The organism is Shewanella xiamenensis, assembly GCF_014647135.1.
Classification (GTDB): Bacteria; Pseudomonadota; Gammaproteobacteria; order Enterobacterales; family Shewanellaceae; genus Shewanella; species Shewanella xiamenensis.
This window is the reverse complement of record NZ_BMOP01000010.1, coordinates 103,677-121,975: the sequence shown is the minus strand read 5'-3', so window position 1 is coordinate 121,975 and position 18,299 is coordinate 103,677. Positions and strand designations below refer to the sequence as shown.

The following is an 18,299-nucleotide window of genomic DNA, read 5'->3' as shown; positions in this document are numbered from 1 at the left end:
GGGTAATTCATCAAGACTTAAACATAACGGCGCGCTTTATATCATAAATAGCCCTAAAGCACAAATTTTTGCATTAGGTTCATCGCGCCAATAGACACCGAAGACACAAGAGAAAACGCAATGAGTATAGTCATTAAGACAGCAGAAGAAATCGAGAAAATGCGCGCGGCAGGTAAACTGGCTGCACAAGTATTAGAAATGATCGCCCCTTATGTTAAGGCGGGGGTCACCACTAATGAATTAAACGATATCTGCGCCAAATATACCGAAGAGCAAGGCGCGATTTCTGCCCCGCTCAACTACCATGGTTTTCCTAAGTCGATTTGTACTTCGTTAAACAACGTCATTTGCCACGGTATTCCGAGCGATCGCGTTCTCAAGGATGGCGATATTCTCAATATCGATATCACCGTCATTAAAGACGGTTACCACGGCGATACCTCTAAAATGTTCTTAATCGGTGAAGTCAGCCCGAAGGACAAACGCCTGTGCCGCATCGCGCAAGAAAGCCTGTATTTAGCCATTCGCAAGGTGCGTCCAGGTTTAAAACTGGGTGAAATTGGCAATACTATCGAAAAATTCATCAAAGCAAGCAAAACAGGCCTTGAGAAATATTCCATCGTGCAAGATTATTGTGGCCACGGTATTGGCTCGGGTTTCCATGAAGAACCCCAAGTGATGCATTACCGTAATGGTGACAACACCATTTTACGCCCAGGTATGTGCTTTACCATTGAACCGATGATCAACGCGGGTCGACACACCACTGTGCTAGATCGCGATGATAATTGGACGGTGACCACTTCCGATGGTAAAAACTCAGCCCAGTGGGAACACACATTATTAGTGACCGAAACCGGTGTTGAAGTGCTGACGCTGCGCGATGAGGAAGATTTTCCGCGGATCATAAATCACTAATGACAATTGTTAAACTATCCACCAGGTCATATTGGAACTTGGTGGGTAGCAAATATTTTAACGCATCCAAACAAGGGACTCGATGAATACAGCGCTGCTAGCTAAACAATCATTAATCGAACAGAATCAAACGCTTTTAGCAAGGTTCAAAGCCAAAACCCCGATTGAAGAGCTAGTGACTCAGCGCTGTCAGTTTGTCGACTCCCTTATAAAACAGGCGTGGTTGCAACACGGCCTAGATCAATACCCCATCGCCCTGATTGCCGTTGGTGGCTATGGTCGCGGAGAGTTACATCCGCACTCTGATGTCGATTTGCTATTCCTCTTCGAGGGCGAGTTAGCTGCGGTAGCGGAAGCCGCGCTCAGCGAGTTTATCGCCTTTTTGTGGGATGCTAGTCTTGAGATTGGTCATAGCGTCCGCACCCTTGATGATACGCTACGCCTTGGGCGAGACGACATTACCATCGCCACTAATTTGCTTGAAGCGCGCTTGCTTTCAGGGCCTGAAAGTCTGTTTGACCAGCTCTACGATGCCATTCGTCAAAGCGATTTTTGGACCTCCAGTCAGTTCTTTATCGCTAAGCGCGATGAACAAACGGCCCGCCATGCCAAGGCGAGTGCCTTCGATCTTGAGCCCAATATCAAAAGTTGCCCTGGTGGCCTTCGGGACATTCAAACCATCGCCTGGGTTGCCATGCGCCACTTTGGCGCCTCACGCTTAGAAGAACTGGTGCAATACGAATTTTTAGAACCCGCCGAATTAGAAGAGCTGCTCGAGTGTCAGCACTTTCTGTGGAAGTTGCGTTTTGCCCTGCACATGACTGTCGGGCGTGATGAAAACCGCCTGCTGTTCGATGTCCAGCGCCAAGTGGCTGAGTTGATGGGATACGAAGACGCGACCCAACTTGCTGTTGAGCAGATGATGAAACGTTACTATCGCACGGTGCGCCGCGTGATGGAACTCAACGAAATGCTGCTGCAACTGTTTAAGCGGGCAACTCTTGGTCAAACGAAAGCTTTAGAAATTCAAGCGATTGACAATAACTATCAGCGCCGTGGTGCCTTTATCGAGGCCCTAAGTGACGATTTATTCGACAGCGGTGAAGAAATTGTACGTTTGTTTGTCCATGTCGCGAAAAACTCTAATATTAAAGGCATTTATGCGCCTACCCTACGCTCACTGAGGCGTGCACGCCGAGCACAGCAGCAACCCTTGCAAGAAAATCCTCAGTGCCGCCAAGCCTTTATGGAGATCTTAAAACATCCACGCGGTATTGCAGCCTTATCGCTGATGCATAAACACGGGGTGCTCTCGGCTTATTTACCTGCGTGGCGCAATATCGAGGGCCAAATGCAGTTTGACCTGTTCCACGCCTATACGGTGGATGAACACACCCACAGATTGCTCCTCAATATCGAGCGCTTCTCGCAGCCAGAACAGAAAGAAGAGTTTCCTTTAGGCTCAGTGCTTATCAATCAGTTACCGAAAAAAGGTTTGTTGGTACTCGGCGCAATTTTCCATGATATCGCCAAGGGCCGCGGCGGCGATCACAGCAAGCTTGGCTCAAGCGATGCCCTCGCCTTCTGTAAGCTTCATGGCTTGAACGACCACGATGGCCGCCTAGTCGCTTGGTTAGTTGAAAATCACTTGGTAATGTCGGTAACCGCCCAGCGCCGCGATATTTCCGACCCCGATGTGGTGGCCGACTTTGCCAGCAAGGTGCGCGATGCGGTGCATTTAAGTTATTTGTACTGTTTAACCGTGGCCGATATCTGCGCCACCAACGAAAAGACCTGGAATAACTGGAAAGGCTCACTGCTGCGCGACTTATATTTTTCAACCCAAAGGGTGCTCGCTCGCGGCAAAGAAAAGCCCGTTGATATTCGGGCCCGAGTACGCGAATACCAAGCCAAGGCGAAAAAAGAACTACTGCGGCGCGGCATTAAAGAAAAAGATTTAGATACCCTTTGGCAACGCTTTAAGGCCGACTACTTTTTGCGCCACCAGCCCAATCAAGTCGCTTGGCATGCTGAGGCCATCCTCAAGCATAAGCAGTTAGATGAGCCCTTAGTGCTGGTGTCCAAACACACGACCCGCGGCGGCACAGAGCTGTTTGTTTATTGTCAGGACAGACCTAAGTTATTTGCTACCGTAATGGCGGTGCTTGATAATAAAAACATTAACGTCCACGACGCTAACATCATGACATCAAAAGATAATTACGCGCTCGACACCTTTGTTATCCTCGAGCAAGACGGCGAGCCCGTCAGCCAACTCTCGCGCATACAAAGTATCCGTAAAGCCCTTGAAAAAGCGCTCGTCAGTGATAACCCTAAACTGCCACGCTTTAGAAAACTGTCACGCAAGATGAAACCTTTTAATGTTCCCACCCAAGTGAGTTTCCTTGAGAGTAACCGTCATGGTACAAGTATGATGGAGCTTATCGCCTTGGATACACCGGGATTATTAGCTAAAGTGGGCGATATTTTTTATCGTTGCAACACGACTTTGCTCTCCGCCAAGATCACCACCATCGGCGAGCGAGCGGAAGACTTTTTTATTTTGCAAACCAATGACGGCTTGCAACTCAATGAAACCCAAGAGCATACGCTCAAGGAAGCCTTGATTAGCGCACTGAGCGCCATCAACACAGAGTCAACCAATTAACCACAACGGGAGAAGTAAATGGAGGCTTTACGCCAACGTATTGAGGCCGCTTTTGAAGCGCGTGCCGACATCACACCAAGCACTGTTGACGCAAGCGTGCGTAACGATGTGCAACATGTCATCAATATGCTCGACAAGGGTGAACTGCGCGTCGCTGAAAAAATCGACGGCCAATGGCATGTTCATCAATGGTTGAAAAAGGCGGTGTTACTGTCATTCCGTATTTTTGATAACGCAGTTATCGATGGCGCCGAAACCAAATATTTTGACAAAGTGCCGTTAAAGTTTGCCGAGTATGACGAGGCCCGCTTTAAAGCCGAAGCCATCCGCGTGGTGCCTTCAGCCACTGTTCGTAAAGGCTCTTTTATCGGTAAAAACACTGTGTTAATGCCCTCTTACGTGAACCTTGGCGCCTACGTTGACGAAGGGACCATGGTTGACACTTGGGCGACTGTGGGCTCATGCGCGCAAATTGGTAAAAACGTGCATTTATCGGGTGGTGTAGGCATTGGTGGCGTATTGGAGCCGCTGCAAGCTGGCCCGACTATTATCGAAGATAACTGCTTTATCGGTGCGCGCTCTGAAATTGTCGAAGGCGTTGTGGTAGAAGAAGGCTCGGTGATATCCATGGGCGTTTATATCGGCCAAAGTACCCGTATTTATGACCGTGAAACGGGCGAAATCCACTATGGCCGCGTACCAGCTGGCTCTGTAGTCGTATCCGGTAACCTGCCCTCAGCATGTGGCAAATACAGCCTATACGCTGCGATTATCGTCAAGAAAGTGGATGCAAAAACCCGCGGCAAAGTGGGGATCAACGAACTGTTACGTATCGTCGATTAATCGTTTCGCTACATTGCGGGATAACAAAATGCCAAGCAGCCTGCTTGGCATTTTTTATCTACTGAGTTCCGTTAAATTAAACGCTCGACATCTTGGCGTAACTTATTCGCCATTGCTATTGCACGCCAGCCGATTACGCCTATTGCATGTTGCGCCTTATTCACAACCACCAAAAACTCAGAGTCAGACTCATTAAGTTGCTGCAGCGCATCTTCTGAAGTCGCCACATCACTAATTAAAGGAACAGAATGCTCCATGATTTGATGAGCTTTTTTACGCAAAAAAGCCCTATCCTGTTCTCGCTCGGCTGCACTGCCAATGAGGGGGCTGAGCCAGTAGTCCAATAATCTTTGGGTGATAACGCCAATGAGGTGATGTTCTTCATCCTGTACAACAGCCACCTTAGCATGGGCGTGAGCAAGTAGTCGTTTAATGTCGGCTAACTCATGGTCCAAAGTGACTGTCACTACTGGGTCTAGCGCGGCAGAACCGATATGATCGCTAATACTAATTTCACGGTTAATAAGTACCTCTAAACAGGTTTCAACTATATCAGGATCAAATAAGGTCCCTTTACCCGCCCGAAGCACTTCTGTCATCTTCGCCAATCCCAATGAAGGACGATAGGGTCGGTGTGATAGGATTGAATCAGCAACATCGGCAACGGCAATAATTTTAGCCTCATAAAGAATCGCTTTGTCCTTTAATCCCAAGGGATAACCCGATCCATCAAGCCGCTCATGATGCTGTAATATCATTTGTTTAATCGGCCAGGGAAATTCGACATCCTCTACAATTTCCGCTCCATGTTGTGGATGAGTTTGAATTAAGGCGTATTCTTCTTTGGATAATTTTGAAGGTTTAGTCAAAATCTGTGATGGTATTGCAAGCTTTCCTATGTCATGCACCAGTGCACCAATTTTTAGCCCCTCTAAACGCAGCGGCTCAAGCCCGAGCTTTTCACCTATAAGATAGCTTAATTGGGCCACCGACTTTTGATGCCCCGCGGTATAGGCATCCTTAAGTTCTAATGCCTCGGAAATGGCGCTGATAAGCTGGGTTAACGATTGGGATAATTGCTCCTTTTGCGCCTTAATAATTTTGGACTGCCGCGATACTGCCCGCAAACTGCGGGGAAGCTCAATCGAATGCCATAAAATACTCGCAAAAGTGAGCAATGAGCGGGCATCTTGACGACTGTAGGGGTCACTTCGCCCAACGACGCAAATAATTCCCATCAACCGATTTCGAAATAAAATGGGCACCGCTAAATAGCGTTCCTCAAGCAGTAATTTATCGAATACTCCCTGAGCATTCGCGGGCCTACCTAGGCTATTTTTAATGATGGGCTTAAAGTTTTGAGCGCATTCAAGCCAGACAAGACTTTCAGTTTCAGGAGCTTGAGTCTCTTCTTCGACAATTTCTGGCAGGTCAATCTTAGATTGAGGATATTGGGTTCTGGCCGCCAAGCTAAGCAATTTCGATTTTTCGTTATGTAAAAGAATAAACCCATACCGACTACTGCTGAGTGCGACAGATTTGGCTACCGCAACCCGGAAAACATCCTCAGGTGAAGACCTAATCACTTCTTCAATATGCTGCAACCAAACATCGCTCGCTTGGATTACACGGCGATAATCTACGTGCAATTCTTTAATTTTGGGATCTTTAAAATTTATCTCAGATAAGATCAAGTACCATCCATTTTCAGGAACTGCATGCAAAGCGAAATGCACATTTGCGCCATTATTGTCCTGTAACTGGAAGCCTATATAGCCACCGCTACGATGCTCAATATCTGCACATAAATCAGTATCAAAAGCACTGAATAACTGGCAAATAGGTTTATTAATGATTTGCGCTGCTGAGCGGTTACAGCGCTCATAAAAGGCTTGGCTCATTTTCTGAACACGAAACTCTTTATCGAGTTGTGCCCAAGACAAATGCAAACCATCGGGGAGATCCATCGTTCCGACAATTAGACCGCGATTTGTTGACATCCAACCTCCATCCTTGATTAAAAATAGGAATGTAGACTCAAAAACTCATTAGGACATAAACAAAGTAAAAATCCTATTAAACATAAGGATAGCAAAGCGAATATAAGCCGCAGACTAAAACTGAAACATAAGATCCCCATCACGGTATGCGCGGGAGTATGTGGGGATACTCAAATCAAATTTTACCCCCTAAAACACTATGGTTTTATTGCCGTAAACCACCACTTGCTCATTTAACACTAATTGCAGCGCCTTGCTGAGAACACTTTTTTCAACGTCTCGCCCCGCTTTGGCCATTTCGAGTGCGCTGTAACTATGATCAACGGGGATCACATCCTGTTTGATAATCGGCCCTTCATCGAGGCAGTTGTTCACAAAATGCGCCGTCGCACCGATAATTTTCACCCCACGTTCCCAGGCTTGGCGATAAGGAGCTGCACCAATAAAGGCTGGTAAGAAAGAGTGATGGATATTGATGATACGGTTTGGATATTCGGCAACAAAATCCGGCGTCAGCACCCGCATATACTTGGCAAGCACCAGATAGTCTGGCGCGTATTGCGACACCGCGGCCAATAACGCCTGCTCATGTTGAATTCTGTCGAGTCCTTCATGACTGACGAGATGAAAAGGAATGTCAAACTTTTCAACAAGTTCTCTAAGTACATCGTGGTTGCCCACTACGGCGGCAATCTCAACATTTAAACCGCCATAATACGCTTTCATCAAGAGGTCGCCGAGACAATGTGCTTCTTTAGTGACTAATATAACAATGCGTTTCTTACCCGCACTCACTAAGGTCATATGATTTGGAACGGGTAATACTTGACGCAGATCCTGCAATAATTGCTCGCTGTTAAAGTGCCCCTCAAGCTCAGTGCGCATAAAAAATCGTCCCTGCGCATTATCCACAAATTCACTGTTTTTGATGATGTTAAGCTGATGGTTAAAGCAAACACTGGTGATTTTGGCGATAAGCCCTTGGGCATCGGCGCAATCTGTCATCAGGATTTTACGTGCTAAGGCGGGTTGTGCGTTGGATACTACATGCTGTGACTGCAAAATCTGATCTCCTCTATGGTCCCTCACTTGAGTGTGCCATAGCCAATTCGCTGATACAGCATGAAAAGCTAACTTTTTGTGTTAAAAAGTGAATTTATTGTGAGTTAACTTTATTAAACACAATAAATCAGTGATTAATTTTAATAAGCTGCAATGCTAACGCCGTGTATCTAAATAACGCTGCAACACTTTACGCAGAGTTTCAGCCTTAGTGCCATAGACCACTTGCACACCTTTCCCCATCACAATCACTCCCTTTGCACCTAGCTGACTGAGTCGAACTTTATTAACTAACTCAGGGCTATGCACACTCAAACGTAATCGCGTTAAACAGGCATTGAGTTCAACGATGTTATCGCGACCACCTAATGCCGCAATAATTGCTCTTAAGCTCTCTTTGGAGCGATTAGCGTCATAGGATTCAAGCCGCCCTGGCGTTTTTAAATTAAATGCCAGAATACTTCCCCTAAACAAAATGTAATAAATCACCGCCGTAAGCGGCCCCAAGACTGCAAACCATCCCGTATTGCGGGACAGGGAAAATAGCAAAGTGAAGTCAACCAGTCCGTGGGAAAATACAATACTATGGTGAATATCAAGCATAATGCAGACAGAGTAAGCCAAGCCCGCCAGCATGACATGGATAAGAAACAAGATCGGCGCCACAAACATAAAGGCAAACTCAATTGGCTCAGTCACACCCGTCAACCAACTGGCTGCCGCAGCGGAAAGCATAATACCCGCAACACGATTTCGCTCCGAGGCATCAGCGCAGCGCCAAATGGCCAGCGCCGCTGCTGGTAATCCCCACATTTTAATCAGGTAGCCCCCCGCTAAATTCCCTGCTTGCGGATCACCCGCTAAATAACGCGCCACTTCACCGCGTACCACTTCGGCGTCCTGCAACTGATATTGGCCAACTTCTAAATAAAATGGTGCATTCCAAATATGATGTAGCCCTAAGGGAATGAGTAAACGCTCAAGCGCACCATAAACACCAAACGCAATTGCAGGCTTTTGGTAAACAGCCCAATCAGAGACTCGCTCAATCAATAAGGAGATTGATGGCCATACATGGGCGAGTACATAACCTAACCCCATTGCCAACGGAATGATCAATAAAGAGGCGCTACGCCGCCCTTCGAAAAAGGAAAAAATCGCTGGCAGGCGAATATATTGGCTCCAACGCACCGCAAAGCAAGTCACGCCGCCAATCAGCATGCCGCCAGCAATCCCAGTATCTAAGGTATCCATGCCAAGAACTGACTGAGTTGGCAATTGGTATAGGTCAGCTAAAGCAGCCAAGGTTGCTGTCAACACCCCATAGCCAAACACAGCGGTAAATGCAGCAATCCCTTGATCTCGACAAAAACCAATCGCCACTGCCACCGCAAACAAAATCGGCATAATCGCGAAGATCAGCTTACCCACAGCCAGCATTAATACATTAAGTACTTCAGGCATAAAGGGGATTGGGCTTACCGTCAACCCCAGCATAACCCCAGCCGCGGGTAAAATGGCAATAGGGATTAACAGCGCTTGGCTTAAGCGCTGAGCAAATTTAAACCACTGCTGAGTGACCAAATGGCCTAAGCGGCGCGCTCGGATTTGACGACTTGGTTCCAGCTTTGCAGCCATTTTATCGCTTCGACCTCAGGTTCCATGGTTTCACAGGCGTCAATATCGAGACGCTCCACAACGGCTTTTGCGCCTAATTCACTCAGCAATGCATCCACTGACTTGCCTGCACCACAAAAGGTATCGTAACTTGAATCTCCCAGCGCAATAACACTGTATTTCAGCTCTGGCAAATAGGGAGCTGTTGTTTGGAGATGATAAAACCAGGGCTGGATATCATCGGGTAAATCGCCCTGCCCGGTGGTTGAGGTGACAACCACTAACAGCTCATCTTGTGGTGGTGTAAATTGGCTAATTTCATTCGGTTGCCACAATCTGGCTTCATAACCAAGTTCTGTCAGCGCTTTTTCTAAGGTTTCGGCGGTAAATTGTGCGCTACCATACACAGTGCCAAAGATCAGATTAACTTTTTTCATGATATACTCCGTCCCACATGCGTAAACGCAACTCAGCTGAAGTTACTTTATTGTTATGCTTTAGGGCAAGCGACAAGGTAAAAATTTTATAAATCAAGTTATTGAGCATGAGGAACTAAACTGATGCGACAGAGCAATAGGCAAAAACACCTCAAGCACCAACATAAAAGCACTCAAATTAGACGTAAACATTACTTTCATGCCGCACAGCAAAACCTGCAAACGCCACTTAAGCCCACCACGGGATTTTCAAGCTTAGTCACCTTAATGCAAGAACTAAAGCTAGCGAGTAGCTAAGCTGTTAACATCAGGGCCAACAGCAAGTGAACAGACCACACTATCTTAGTCACGCAAATAAACACGTGGCGACCTAATACATTTCAGCTTAACCCGCAATCAATATGCTCGGTGTGGAAGATAATGCGCTGTCATCCCAACCAAGGCGAGCAAAAACGGTTTCCCATTCTGGCTCAAGCTCTGTTTCAATGCTTAAGCGCTCATGGGTTATCGGGTGAGTGAAGGTTAATTTTTTCGCAATCAGCCATAGTCGATTGATGTCAAAATGGGTTCTAAAAAATGCATTTTGCTTACCATCACCATGGGTGGTATCACCAATAATCGGATGACGTAAGTGCGCCATATGGCGTCTTAGTTGATGCTTGCGCCCCGTTTTAGGACTCAGTTTAACTAAAGCAAATCGACTCGTTGCATAACGTCCTGACGGATAGGGGATTTCAGCATTGAGTAGCGGTTCATATTGAGTCACCGCTTCTTGGGCTGCTTTATCTTGATTTGAGAACTTATCCGCCACTTCATCCAATTCAACCTTGAGCGCATAATCCAATACACCACTCTCGTGCATATTGCCACGCACCAACGCTAGGTACTGTTTTTCGATACTATGGTCGGCAAATTGTTCGCAAAGCGCGTTAGCCACTTCACTATTTTTGGCAAATAACAACACGCCAGAGGTCGGCCTATCTAAACGATGTACCGGAAACACATGACACCCCACCAGATCACGCGTTAATTGCATCGCAAAAAAACGTTCACGGCGTGCCAAATAACTGCGATGCACCAGCAATCCCGCAGGTTTGTGGATAGCAACGAGATGCTCATCTTGATATAAAATGTGCAGTTCAGGCGCGGCTTCTACATCATCACTATCGGTATTCAATTGCTTACTCTCTGGCATATCTAACCAGATATCATCTTGGTTCATTTAACAATATATCCAATTCATTTAAGACACCGATTAAGGGTGCTAATGTCGCCTGCTCAGACCACACATGTTCAGCCATAGGCGCAATGGCAATTTGGCTAGGCAAGGGTTGTCCAGCATCGATCAATACTTGCATTCGCGGGATAAAGATAAACTGCAGCCATTGTTCAAACGGCATATGATCGCAGGCAAACGGCGCTGTACTGGCCATCGCTTTATCACTTGGCGCATTGGCCGACCAAAGTCCAACACCTTGGAGCTCGTGAATAATTTGGGCTAATTTTATTTGAGTTTGGCTGTAAAGCATCAATGTAACGTCCTTTAGCTCGCTGTCACTAGAAGATAACGCTCAGCGACAGGGGGCGATAAAAGTGTGGCAATCATACCATCGTGAACAACTTCCCCCTATAATGTCGCCAATTTATTGAGCCTTTTTGATTGATATAGCAGCCAAATGACTGAAATTACTACGCTTAGCCAATTTTTAACGACAGCCAAAACCCAATTCCAAGTCTATGAACTGGGTCGAAGGGTACAGCACATCGATATGTTGGCCTTCCATCAAATCGAATCTCTAGCCACACCTTATCCCTACCCTATTCAAGGCCATGCACAGTTTGCCATTGTTTTTTGGAATGAAAGCCAGCAGCATTTTATTTGGTTCCTCAAGCTTCCTTTAGATGAGCAAGGCCTGCTCTCGCCTGCACCCCGTTCACAATTTATTGAAATGGTACTCACGGCACTGGGACAAGATCCAACTCAGCCATTAACCGATGAACAGCAGGATCGCCTCGCCAATAATCCATTTAGTTTTAAACCTAGCCAAGAGAAACTAGCGTTATTCAACGCCTTAGTGCGTAAGCAATTAGGGTTAAAGGCATCAATCCAATATGAATTTGCCATGCAATACTTATCAGGCCAAATTGCTCCGAGTGAATGGCAACATATTGGCCTGCAAGGTTTGAGCGATGTTTGTGTCCGTCTCAATGAATTAGATCATGAGCAACATATCCTTGCCAGTTTTGACCATGCCGCCATTGAAGTACAAATCGCTCTATGCCAGTGCCTCGAACATCTACAGTTGACTGAGGCTATTGCGGAGAAGATCTTTAGTAAGTTCATCAAGGCACCTAATGAGTACCAATCCTATTACATGCGAGCATTAGCATCACAGTCTGAATTAAGCCAACAAGCCTTAGCCCACTTACAGCATACAGACCAGCTTGATGCAAACGCCCTCATCAGTATTGCAGGTCGAAATTGGTCGATACTAAAGCAAGAGCTGAGTCGCAGTATTTACTTAGAAGCACTTGCACTTCAGCCGCAAGCCTTTTTTAATCAGGTCTTTGCTGATATTGTGGCTATTCCTAATTTACGCAATCACTTACTGCGTGAATTACGAAATCCCAATCGTAGTGTTCAACTATCACAAGCCATTGGTGGCTTGTTTAAGGCTGCAAGTAAATGATGTCAGATCTTCTGTTAATTATTGCGCTGATTGTCGTTGCCGCTTTCTTTTGGCAACTTCGTCAAATGGCAGAATTAAGCCGTATTTTTGCTGAAAAAGAATGCTGTAGACAAAAAGTACAACTATTGGCGATCGCAATGGAAACCGCTCGTCCTAGCCTTGGCGGCACTACCGGGATCTGTTGGAAGGCAAAGTATCTGTTCGAGTTCAGCACAGATGGTATAAATCAATATCGTGGCCATATATGGATGCTAGGTAAAAAAATTCAAAAGATTGAATGGCCTATATTCCCAGAACCCGAATGGCAAGAAGCACCGACGACGAAAGGTAAATTTGGTGGCTGTGGGAGCCAAAGTAGTTGTAGCTCGGGCAAGTGTCATTAAGTCACTGCCGTTGACCTTTGAGCTGAATTGATAACGCCAAGCCATATTGATAACACTCAGCCATAGCGCGGCTCAACATCTGCATCATCTGTATGAATACCAAAAAGAAAGGGCGTGATCCTAAGATCACGCCCTTCTGTTCTTTGTTAAGCTATCCCGCTATTTTCGTGCTCCCTGCACCATCCATGCGTCAACTTGCATCCTGCATCATCCCTGTTCAATCCTTGATATCTCCCTGTACTCAAGTACATCCCTATTTCTTGGCGTTCCTTTTACCAAGCTTGCTCTTTCCTGAGCGGTTCCAGCATCATCCATGAAATAGGTTAAGTTGCTTCCTTTCTGCTGCACTCCTTGTGCCATCGCAATCCTGTGCAACTAGGCTATCTATCCGTGATAGTCTATCCTTCCGTGGTTCGTAACGCTTTCATCCTGAAAGTCTTTCCTTACCATTCCGTGAGTGTTAATCCGTTAAACACTGTCCGGCCATCCTGACCGCTAACATCCTGTTGTCTCTCGCTCCCTCTGCAAATGAATCTTAGGATAGTCATGATGAAATTTGCGCTAGTTAAAATAAAAAGATAAACCGCAATAATAACGACATAATTAAAAGCAAAACCTAACACACTGATTAAACTATATTTGATGGAATATGACGGTTTTTATCAGTCAAAAAACTTACAAATTACTTACATGCTTGTGAGACATATCTCACAAAGAAACTGGCAATTTTAATCCTCTCAACTAATTTAGCTTGCTTGCCAAGAAAGACTCAGAACCAACCAAGCCGTAAATCGCCGCATAAAGGAGCAATAATCGACAATCTCTTTTATCCCACTACCGTTAAAATTATAAAAATGGACATTTTGACACAGAATTATGAACAGCCTCTAAGCGACGCCAAGTTCCATATACTTTGGTTAGTATCAACCTCTAGAACCAAGCAACTCAAAAGTATCATTGCGCATTGTTATCAATGTATAAGCGGGTTGATATTACAATCTTGATGAGCTGTGAACTGGGTGATTGGACGGATTTGCAATTCAATATTTATAAGATGCCTAGATACAAGCTGCAGCTTCAAAAGACAAAAAAGAAAAGGGCGTACTGTGTACGCCCCATTTATTCTCTGTAAGCCATCCTGCTTATTTGTGCTCCCTGCACCATCCATGCGTTTACGTGCATCCTACAGCATCCCTGTATCCCTAATCCTCCCTGTGTTATGGCTTAACCATAACACTCAATCCTTTGACCCGGAAATCCTATTCCGGCACCAGTCACATCCTATGACTCATTCCATAATGCATCCTGCTCAATGCCTTCCATAGACGAGTACAAGCTGTTCACCCTTATACTTATCCCTTAACTCGATACATCCTGCACCGAGTACATGCTTAATCCTTAAGCTTGTCCTTTATCATCCTGAAACCTGTCGTCCTAACAAGTATTATATCCTGTATCATCCTTGACAAAGCTATCCTGCTTTTCCTTAGCCTATCCTTGGTTTATGACAGTTTTCCTACCGCCAGAGGTTCAAATCCAAGAACCTAAATTAGTTGCTTCTTGCGTCCGTTTCGCCCGTATTGCAATCCGTGCTATCCATGTGTTTTGGCGACAAATAAATTCTACGTGAATTCTGTCTTTGTTGTTCCCCCATAAGAACAACAACCCGGGAAAATCTCATTCAACCAGCAAAATGGAATTTATAACAAATTGAAATTAAATAACTTTTAAAACTACAGATTATAAAGCAATCAAAAAGAAAACATATTGTCTTACAGGCTTTGTAAGCGATCTCTCACACGCTTGTCAGCTTCTTACCGGAATATCAGATTCAATACTTTACTTTTCCCAAAAGAATTTGGACAAACATCACCCAATCCCCCATCAAGCTGTACAAAGGATATTGAAAGGTCGCAGGTCGATTACGCTCAAAGACAAAATGACCAACCCAAGCAAATCCATATCCCACTAGCGGGATCAGCATCAACAACCACCATGCGGCAGTGATAAATGCAGCCCCTAATAATAACAATACCAGAATACTTCCAATAAAATGTAGCCGCCGACAACGACTGTCTTGATGCTGGGAGAGATAGAAAGGATAAAACTCAGCGAAAGAGCGATAACGTTCATTCATCTTGTTGGCCTGTATAAAAAAGTAATTGCCCAACCACACTACCAATAGTCAATTCACCCAAGAAAACAAAATCATGTTGTTTAAATAAATGCATATGAGCTTCCTGCGAGGTGAATACCCCAATACCTTCAAGATTTGGCTGCTCATCGCACCAACTCACTACCGCTTGAACAAGTTGATGGCCCAGCCCTTTACCTTGCTCGTTTGGCGCTAAGGCAATAAATTGCAAAATCCCACAACGCTGGCTGGGTAACAGTTCCAAAATAATCGATTCCTTTTTCATCATAGCTTGGGTCGATTGCCACCCCGTACCCAGCAACATTTTGAGCCGCCAGTGCCAATAGCGACCTTCTCCGAGTGGCACTTCTTGGGTGACAACGCAAGCAACCCCCACTAAATGAGCACCATCGAAGAGTCCGATTAAGGCCTGCTTTTGTTGCCATAGAGTATTGAGTTCTTCGCGAATTGCGGCGCGTAATTTTTGTTCGTAGGCAAATTTATCCGCGGTGGATAACGCATTAATGAAAAAGGGATCATCATGATACGCATTGTAGATAATTGAAGCGGCCAAGCGTAAATCTTCTGCGGTGAGATAAACGGCACGATACTCATCCAAGGTTTTATTGTCCATTGTTAGAATTCCTTGATTTAGATCACACTCTTATGAGTCTTTATCAATGTATCAAGGAAACAAAAAAGTGCAAATTTTAATCATCGATTGCATTTCCTAAAGAGATGCATAACCTAGATAAAAAGCTAACCAAGGGAGAGATCGAATGGATACTACGCCAATTGATTTAAGCCATCTATTTGAACAACTGGGATTAGAGAGCCAACCCAATGCTATTGCGCAATTTATTGCGACTCACAAGCTGGCAGCACAAATACACTTAACTGAAGCGCCTTTTTGGACACAAGCGCAAAAGAGTTTTCTCACCGAAGCGTTAGAGGCTGATGCACAATGGACCGAACTGATTGAGCAGCTTGATGCTCAGTTAAGAAAGCCCTAATTTTTTAGGGCTTTCAAGTATATTTTGGGGCAGTTGGGGTTAAATCTTTTGATACGCAGTGTCGCCCCAACCGACTAAAACATGGTTACTCAACACTACAGGCGTACATTCATCCTTAGTGGTTTTACCATCGCTATGGGAGTGCTGAGTGCGATAAAAGAGGACCAACACTTCTTTGTCTGCTTGTCCTGCGCTTTGTTGTAAATAGGACTCGCTAAAGTCTGCTGCTCCCATTAGCGTCATCACTTGGTCTTTGCTCATGCCAAGGCTGAGCTTAGTCAGATTAGTGCGGTTTTTATCCTGTGTTTTTTCCCAAGATTCGCTGCTATCCCACTTAGATTCACCATCGCCGACATTGACCACACAACCGCTAAGACCTAAGCTTGCTAACCCTAAAAACGTGACCGCGATGAGTTTGCGATTAATATTTGCGTTCATATTATGACTTCCTGTGTACTTGTTATAAAAATTGTTAAAAAGCAAAATCAATGCCAAACAGCAATACATTGATTTATAAAAACTAAAATAACCACATCACAGTAAGTTAGTGAAAAACACGATATACATTAAGGAATTTCACTTATTATGAGTCCCATTGACCAAGTGTTAGCAGCAGCCTGCGCACTCGAAGCCAGCGGTAAAACACCAAGCCTTGCCCTGATAAAAAGCCGTGTCGGTAACAAAATCCCTATGCCGATATTAATCCAAGGATTACAGCAATTTAAATCGATACCTAAAGCCGAGCGGGAACGTTTAGCGGCCCAATCACAGCCCGTGATTGAAGAAACACATACCACCGATGCTTCGCCACTCACAGTCGCCACATTGGCGCAACAGTTAGCCCAGTTGCAACAAGGCATTGAACAGGCCCTCGCGTTAAAAAACAACGAGATCATGCAACTCAGAAATGAACTTATCGAGCTGAAACAACGTGTCAGTCAACTCGAATCCCAAGGAAAATCCGCTTAATGTTTGTCACCGAATTGCGCTTTGAATGCTTTGCCGATACCACCATCAGTGCGGCAGAACGTGCCATCAATCAATTACTCGAAGCCTATCGCGCTAATGGCCAAATCCTCGGCCGCGAATTTGCCGTAGCCTTTAATGAGGGCGAATTTCGAGTACGCCTACTCACGCCGGAAAAAAACAGTTTGGCCCATCGTTACCACAGCCCTTGGGTGAAAAAAGCGCTGGCGGAATTAACCGAGGCTAAACTACTGGCGCCACGTGAAAAGTTTATCGGTCAGGATATTAATTCTGAGGTCAGTAACACTGAGCCACCCAGCTGGCAGTTGCTCTACACTAGCTATGTGCATATGTGTTCCCCCCTGCGTAGTGGTGATAACTTATTGCCTATTCCGCTGTATCAAATCCCTGCGACCTTTAATGGCGATCATAAGCGAGTTATCCGCTGGCAAACCGAGTGGCAAGCCTGTGATGAGTTACAAATGGCGGCCGCCACTAAGGCAGAGTTTGCAGCGCTAGAAGAATTATCGAGCCCAAACAGTGATTTATTTAGACGAGGTTGGGATTTACGCGGTCGAATCGAATACCTTACTAAAATTCCCACTTACTATTATTTGTATCGTGTCGGGGGGCAGGATCTGCAATCTGAGCTGGCACGCCCCTGCCCGCGTTGTGGCAGTCACACCTGGAAGCTCGATGAGCCATTATTGGATATGTTTCACTTTCGCTGCGAACCTTGCCGCATAGTGTCTAACTTGTCTTGGGACCATCAATAGCCTTGCCTTATTGAAGCGTAAACTCGACAGGCTAGATATGCATGTCGAGTTTACTATGTTTAGGCCTTGCTGCATTTCAACGCGCTTAACGCTTACCAATCAGGTTGTGCCACATACGTTTAAAGCTGGCAAAAATCCCAGGATGCTCGAGCGCTGGCATAGGCAATTCTTCATGTTTCACGGGCGGCGCGATACGTGGCGATAACGCCTCAATAAACGCCGCTAAACTCGGCGCCAATTGGGTAGAGGGAAGCTCGCCGGGGATTTCCACCCATACACTACCATCGGCATTATCCACCGTTAGCATCTTATCGCCCTCATCAAGCAAACCAATAAACCAGGTGGGCGGTTGCTTAAGTTTTTGCTTCATCATTAAGTGACCGATAATATTTTGCTGCAACGCGTCAAAATCCGCCTCGTTCCATACCTGTAGTAATTCTCCTGTGCCCCATGGTGAATCAAATAGCACGGGCGCCGCAAAATACTCACCATAGAAGTAATTGATATCAGGCCATAATTTAAGTTCAAGTGCATGCTCAACATTCGCAAAGCTGCCTACTTGTTCACGTTTAACAGGTAACCAGCTCACCGCCTCATCGGATGATTCATCAAACTCTCCTTGAATGCACAAAGATGGCTCACCTCGCGGGTAATATCGCGGTAATTCGCCTAAAGTTGATAGGTAAGACTGATGATAGTTTTGCAAAAATTTATCGAGAGCAGGCAGACAAGACACTTAAGCACAATCCAATTTCGGGTATAATGTGCGCCTATTTTGACATGGAAACAGTA

The 18,299-nt window shown here is 45.5% G+C and carries 19 protein-coding genes; 9 read left to right on the top strand and 10 right to left on the bottom strand.

Annotated elements, in window-relative coordinates; genetic code table 11:
* The first annotated feature begins 120 nt into the window (after nt 1-120).
* The 3 genes from map to dapD all read left to right on the top strand — a co-directional run bounded on the left by map (nt 121) and on the right by dapD (nt 4,429).
* A complete protein-coding gene (gene map / locus IEY09_RS11045; RefSeq protein WP_172588839.1) occupies nt 121-918 on the top strand; it encodes a type I methionyl aminopeptidase in 798 nt (265 codons plus the stop codon).
* A gap of 82 nt (nt 919-1,000) precedes the next feature.
* Complete coding sequence (glnD, locus tag IEY09_RS11040) at nt 1,001-3,586, top strand: bifunctional uridylyltransferase/uridylyl-removing protein GlnD (RefSeq protein ID WP_188871057.1); 2,586 nt, start codon at nt 1,001-1,003, stop codon at nt 3,584-3,586.
* An 18-nt stretch (nt 3,587-3,604) separates the two neighbouring features.
* Nucleotides 3,605-4,429: a 2,3,4,5-tetrahydropyridine-2,6-dicarboxylate N-succinyltransferase gene (gene dapD, locus IEY09_RS11035; RefSeq protein WP_037416726.1), complete on the top strand. Its 825-nt coding sequence runs from the start codon at nt 3,605-3,607 to the stop codon at nt 4,427-4,429.
* Between the two features lie 71 nt (nt 4,430-4,500).
* On the opposite strand, the gene IEY09_RS11030 is transcribed toward dapD, so the two are convergent.
* The 4 genes from IEY09_RS11030 to IEY09_RS11015 all read right to left on the bottom strand — a co-directional run bounded on the left by IEY09_RS11030 (nt 4,501) and on the right by IEY09_RS11015 (nt 9,545).
* Nucleotides 4,501-6,429 carry an HD domain-containing phosphohydrolase gene (locus IEY09_RS11030; protein ID WP_188871055.1) on the bottom strand — a complete coding sequence of 643 codons (1,929 nt, stop codon included), beginning with the start codon at nt 6,427-6,429 and terminating at the stop codon, nt 4,501-4,503.
* Between the two features lie 189 nt (nt 6,430-6,618).
* The gene (gene purU / locus IEY09_RS11025; RefSeq protein WP_037430067.1) at nt 6,619-7,434 is read right to left on the bottom strand and encodes a formyltetrahydrofolate deformylase; all 816 of its coding nucleotides are present in this window, start codon (nt 7,432-7,434) and stop codon (nt 6,619-6,621) included.
* A gap of 213 nt (nt 7,435-7,647) precedes the next feature.
* Nucleotides 7,648-9,129, bottom strand: coding sequence for a PTS transporter subunit EIIC (locus tag IEY09_RS11020; RefSeq protein ID WP_037416720.1), 1,482 nt, complete (start codon nt 9,127-9,129; stop codon nt 7,648-7,650).
* Nucleotides 9,081-9,545, bottom strand: a complete 465-nt coding sequence (locus tag IEY09_RS11015; RefSeq protein WP_037416717.1) for a flavodoxin — start codon at nt 9,543-9,545, stop codon at nt 9,081-9,083. The genes IEY09_RS11020 and IEY09_RS11015 overlap by 49 nt, the downstream gene beginning before the upstream one ends.
* 123 nt (nt 9,546-9,668) lie before the next feature.
* On the opposite strand from IEY09_RS11015, the gene IEY09_RS11010 reads away from it, so the two are divergent.
* Nucleotides 9,669-9,842 carry a hypothetical protein gene (locus IEY09_RS11010; RefSeq protein WP_037416714.1) on the top strand — a complete coding sequence of 58 codons (174 nt, stop codon included), beginning with the start codon at nt 9,669-9,671 and terminating at the stop codon, nt 9,840-9,842.
* A gap of 88 nt (nt 9,843-9,930) precedes the next feature.
* Here the strand turns inward: IEY09_RS11010 and truC are convergent, their stop codons facing one another.
* Entirely contained in the window at nt 9,931-10,767 is an 837-nt protein-coding gene (truC, locus tag IEY09_RS11005; protein WP_069454608.1) for a tRNA pseudouridine(65) synthase TruC, read from the bottom strand.
* A complete protein-coding gene (locus IEY09_RS11000) occupies nt 10,754-11,074 on the bottom strand; it encodes a YqcC family protein (RefSeq protein WP_144375574.1) in 321 nt (106 codons plus the stop codon). The genes truC and IEY09_RS11000 overlap by 14 nt, the downstream gene beginning before the upstream one ends.
* Before the next feature lie 147 nt (nt 11,075-11,221).
* Between IEY09_RS11000 and IEY09_RS10995 the strand changes: the two genes are divergently transcribed.
* Together IEY09_RS10995 and IEY09_RS10990 are read left to right on the top strand one after the other, a co-directional pair.
* Nucleotides 11,222-12,235 carry a DUF3549 family protein gene (locus IEY09_RS10995; protein ID WP_037416706.1) on the top strand — a complete coding sequence of 338 codons (1,014 nt, stop codon included), beginning with the start codon at nt 11,222-11,224 and terminating at the stop codon, nt 12,233-12,235.
* Nucleotides 12,232-12,618 (top strand): DUF3301 domain-containing protein, encoded by a 387-nt coding sequence (locus tag IEY09_RS10990; RefSeq protein WP_047534621.1) that lies wholly within the window; start codon nt 12,232-12,234, stop codon nt 12,616-12,618. Before IEY09_RS10995 ends, IEY09_RS10990 begins: the two co-directional genes overlap by 4 nt.
* Before the next feature lie 1,831 nt (nt 12,619-14,449).
* Here IEY09_RS10990 and IEY09_RS10985 read toward each other — a convergent pair.
* Both IEY09_RS10985 and IEY09_RS10980 read right to left on the bottom strand, forming a co-directional pair.
* Nucleotides 14,450-14,755, bottom strand: coding sequence for an Mpo1-like protein (locus tag IEY09_RS10985; protein WP_037430048.1), 306 nt, complete (start codon nt 14,753-14,755; stop codon nt 14,450-14,452).
* Nucleotides 14,748-15,386 carry a GNAT family N-acetyltransferase gene (locus tag IEY09_RS10980; RefSeq protein ID WP_188871053.1) on the bottom strand — a complete coding sequence of 213 codons (639 nt, stop codon included), beginning with the start codon at nt 15,384-15,386 and terminating at the stop codon, nt 14,748-14,750. The genes IEY09_RS10985 and IEY09_RS10980 overlap by 8 nt, the downstream gene beginning before the upstream one ends.
* A 145-nt stretch (nt 15,387-15,531) precedes the next feature.
* Here IEY09_RS10980 and IEY09_RS10975 point away from each other — a divergent pair, with 145 nt between their 5' ends.
* Nucleotides 15,532-15,765 carry a DUF2789 domain-containing protein gene (locus IEY09_RS10975; protein WP_037416690.1) on the top strand — a complete coding sequence of 78 codons (234 nt, stop codon included), beginning with the start codon at nt 15,532-15,534 and terminating at the stop codon, nt 15,763-15,765.
* Nucleotides 15,766-15,804: 39 nt separating this feature from the next.
* On the opposite strand, the gene IEY09_RS10970 is transcribed toward IEY09_RS10975, so the two are convergent.
* Nucleotides 15,805-16,203 carry a DUF3192 domain-containing protein gene (locus IEY09_RS10970; protein WP_047534614.1) on the bottom strand — a complete coding sequence of 133 codons (399 nt, stop codon included), beginning with the start codon at nt 16,201-16,203 and terminating at the stop codon, nt 15,805-15,807.
* A 147-nt stretch (nt 16,204-16,350) separates the two neighbouring features.
* Here IEY09_RS10970 and IEY09_RS10965 point away from each other — a divergent pair, with 147 nt between their 5' ends.
* A complete protein-coding gene (locus tag IEY09_RS10965) occupies nt 16,351-16,734 on the top strand; it encodes a hypothetical protein (protein WP_188871051.1) in 384 nt (127 codons plus the stop codon).
* On the top strand, nt 16,734-17,507 hold the full coding sequence (locus tag IEY09_RS10960; protein ID WP_069454603.1) for a Zn-ribbon-containing protein: 774 nt from the start codon (nt 16,734-16,736) through the stop codon (nt 17,505-17,507). The genes IEY09_RS10965 and IEY09_RS10960 overlap by 1 nt, the downstream gene beginning before the upstream one ends.
* Before the next feature lie 85 nt (nt 17,508-17,592).
* Here IEY09_RS10960 and syd read toward each other — a convergent pair whose 3' ends face one another.
* Nucleotides 17,593-18,243, bottom strand: a complete 651-nt coding sequence (syd, locus tag IEY09_RS10955; RefSeq protein ID WP_037430032.1) for a SecY-interacting protein — start codon at nt 18,241-18,243, stop codon at nt 17,593-17,595.
* Between the last annotated feature and the right edge of the window lie 56 nt (nt 18,244-18,299).

Bases quoted from the DNA above. Each gene is read 5' to 3' on its own strand.
- map (WP_172588839.1), top strand. From the start codon at position 121: ATGAGTATAGTCATTAAGACAGCAGAAGAAATCGAGAAAATGCGCGCG.
- IEY09_RS10970 (WP_047534614.1), bottom strand. From the start codon at position 16,203: ATGAACGCAAATATTAATCGCAAACTCATCGCGGTCACGTTTTTAGGG.
- IEY09_RS10990 (WP_047534621.1), top strand. From the start codon at position 12,232: ATGATGTCAGATCTTCTGTTAATTATTGCGCTGATTGTCGTTGCCGCT.
- IEY09_RS11020 (WP_037416720.1), bottom strand. From the start codon at position 9,129: ATGGCTGCAAAGCTGGAACCAAGTCGTCAAATCCGAGCGCGCCGCTTA.
- IEY09_RS10995 (WP_037416706.1), top strand. From the start codon at position 11,222: ATGACTGAAATTACTACGCTTAGCCAATTTTTAACGACAGCCAAAACC.
- IEY09_RS10985 (WP_037430048.1), bottom strand. From the start codon at position 14,755: ATGAATGAACGTTATCGCTCTTTCGCTGAGTTTTATCCTTTCTATCTC.
- IEY09_RS11030 (WP_188871055.1), bottom strand. From the start codon at position 6,429: ATGTCAACAAATCGCGGTCTAATTGTCGGAACGATGGATCTCCCCGAT.
- truC (WP_069454608.1), bottom strand. From the start codon at position 10,767: ATGAACCAAGATGATATCTGGTTAGATATGCCAGAGAGTAAGCAATTG.
- dapD (WP_037416726.1), top strand. From the start codon at position 3,605: ATGGAGGCTTTACGCCAACGTATTGAGGCCGCTTTTGAAGCGCGTGCC.
- IEY09_RS11015 (WP_037416717.1), bottom strand. From the start codon at position 9,545: ATGAAAAAAGTTAATCTGATCTTTGGCACTGTGTATGGTAGCGCACAA.
- IEY09_RS10960 (WP_069454603.1), top strand. From the start codon at position 16,734: ATGTTTGTCACCGAATTGCGCTTTGAATGCTTTGCCGATACCACCATC.
- purU (WP_037430067.1), bottom strand. From the start codon at position 7,434: ATGACAGATTGCGCCGATGCCCAAGGGCTTATCGCCAAAATCACCAGT.
- IEY09_RS11000 (WP_144375574.1), bottom strand. From the start codon at position 11,074: ATGCTTTACAGCCAAACTCAAATAAAATTAGCCCAAATTATTCACGAG.
- IEY09_RS10965 (WP_188871051.1), top strand. From the start codon at position 16,351: ATGAGTCCCATTGACCAAGTGTTAGCAGCAGCCTGCGCACTCGAAGCC.
- IEY09_RS11010 (WP_037416714.1), top strand. From the start codon at position 9,669: ATGCGACAGAGCAATAGGCAAAAACACCTCAAGCACCAACATAAAAGC.
- IEY09_RS10975 (WP_037416690.1), top strand. From the start codon at position 15,532: ATGGATACTACGCCAATTGATTTAAGCCATCTATTTGAACAACTGGGA.
- glnD (WP_188871057.1), top strand. From the start codon at position 1,001: ATGAATACAGCGCTGCTAGCTAAACAATCATTAATCGAACAGAATCAA.
- IEY09_RS10980 (WP_188871053.1), bottom strand. From the start codon at position 15,386: ATGGACAATAAAACCTTGGATGAGTATCGTGCCGTTTATCTCACCGCA.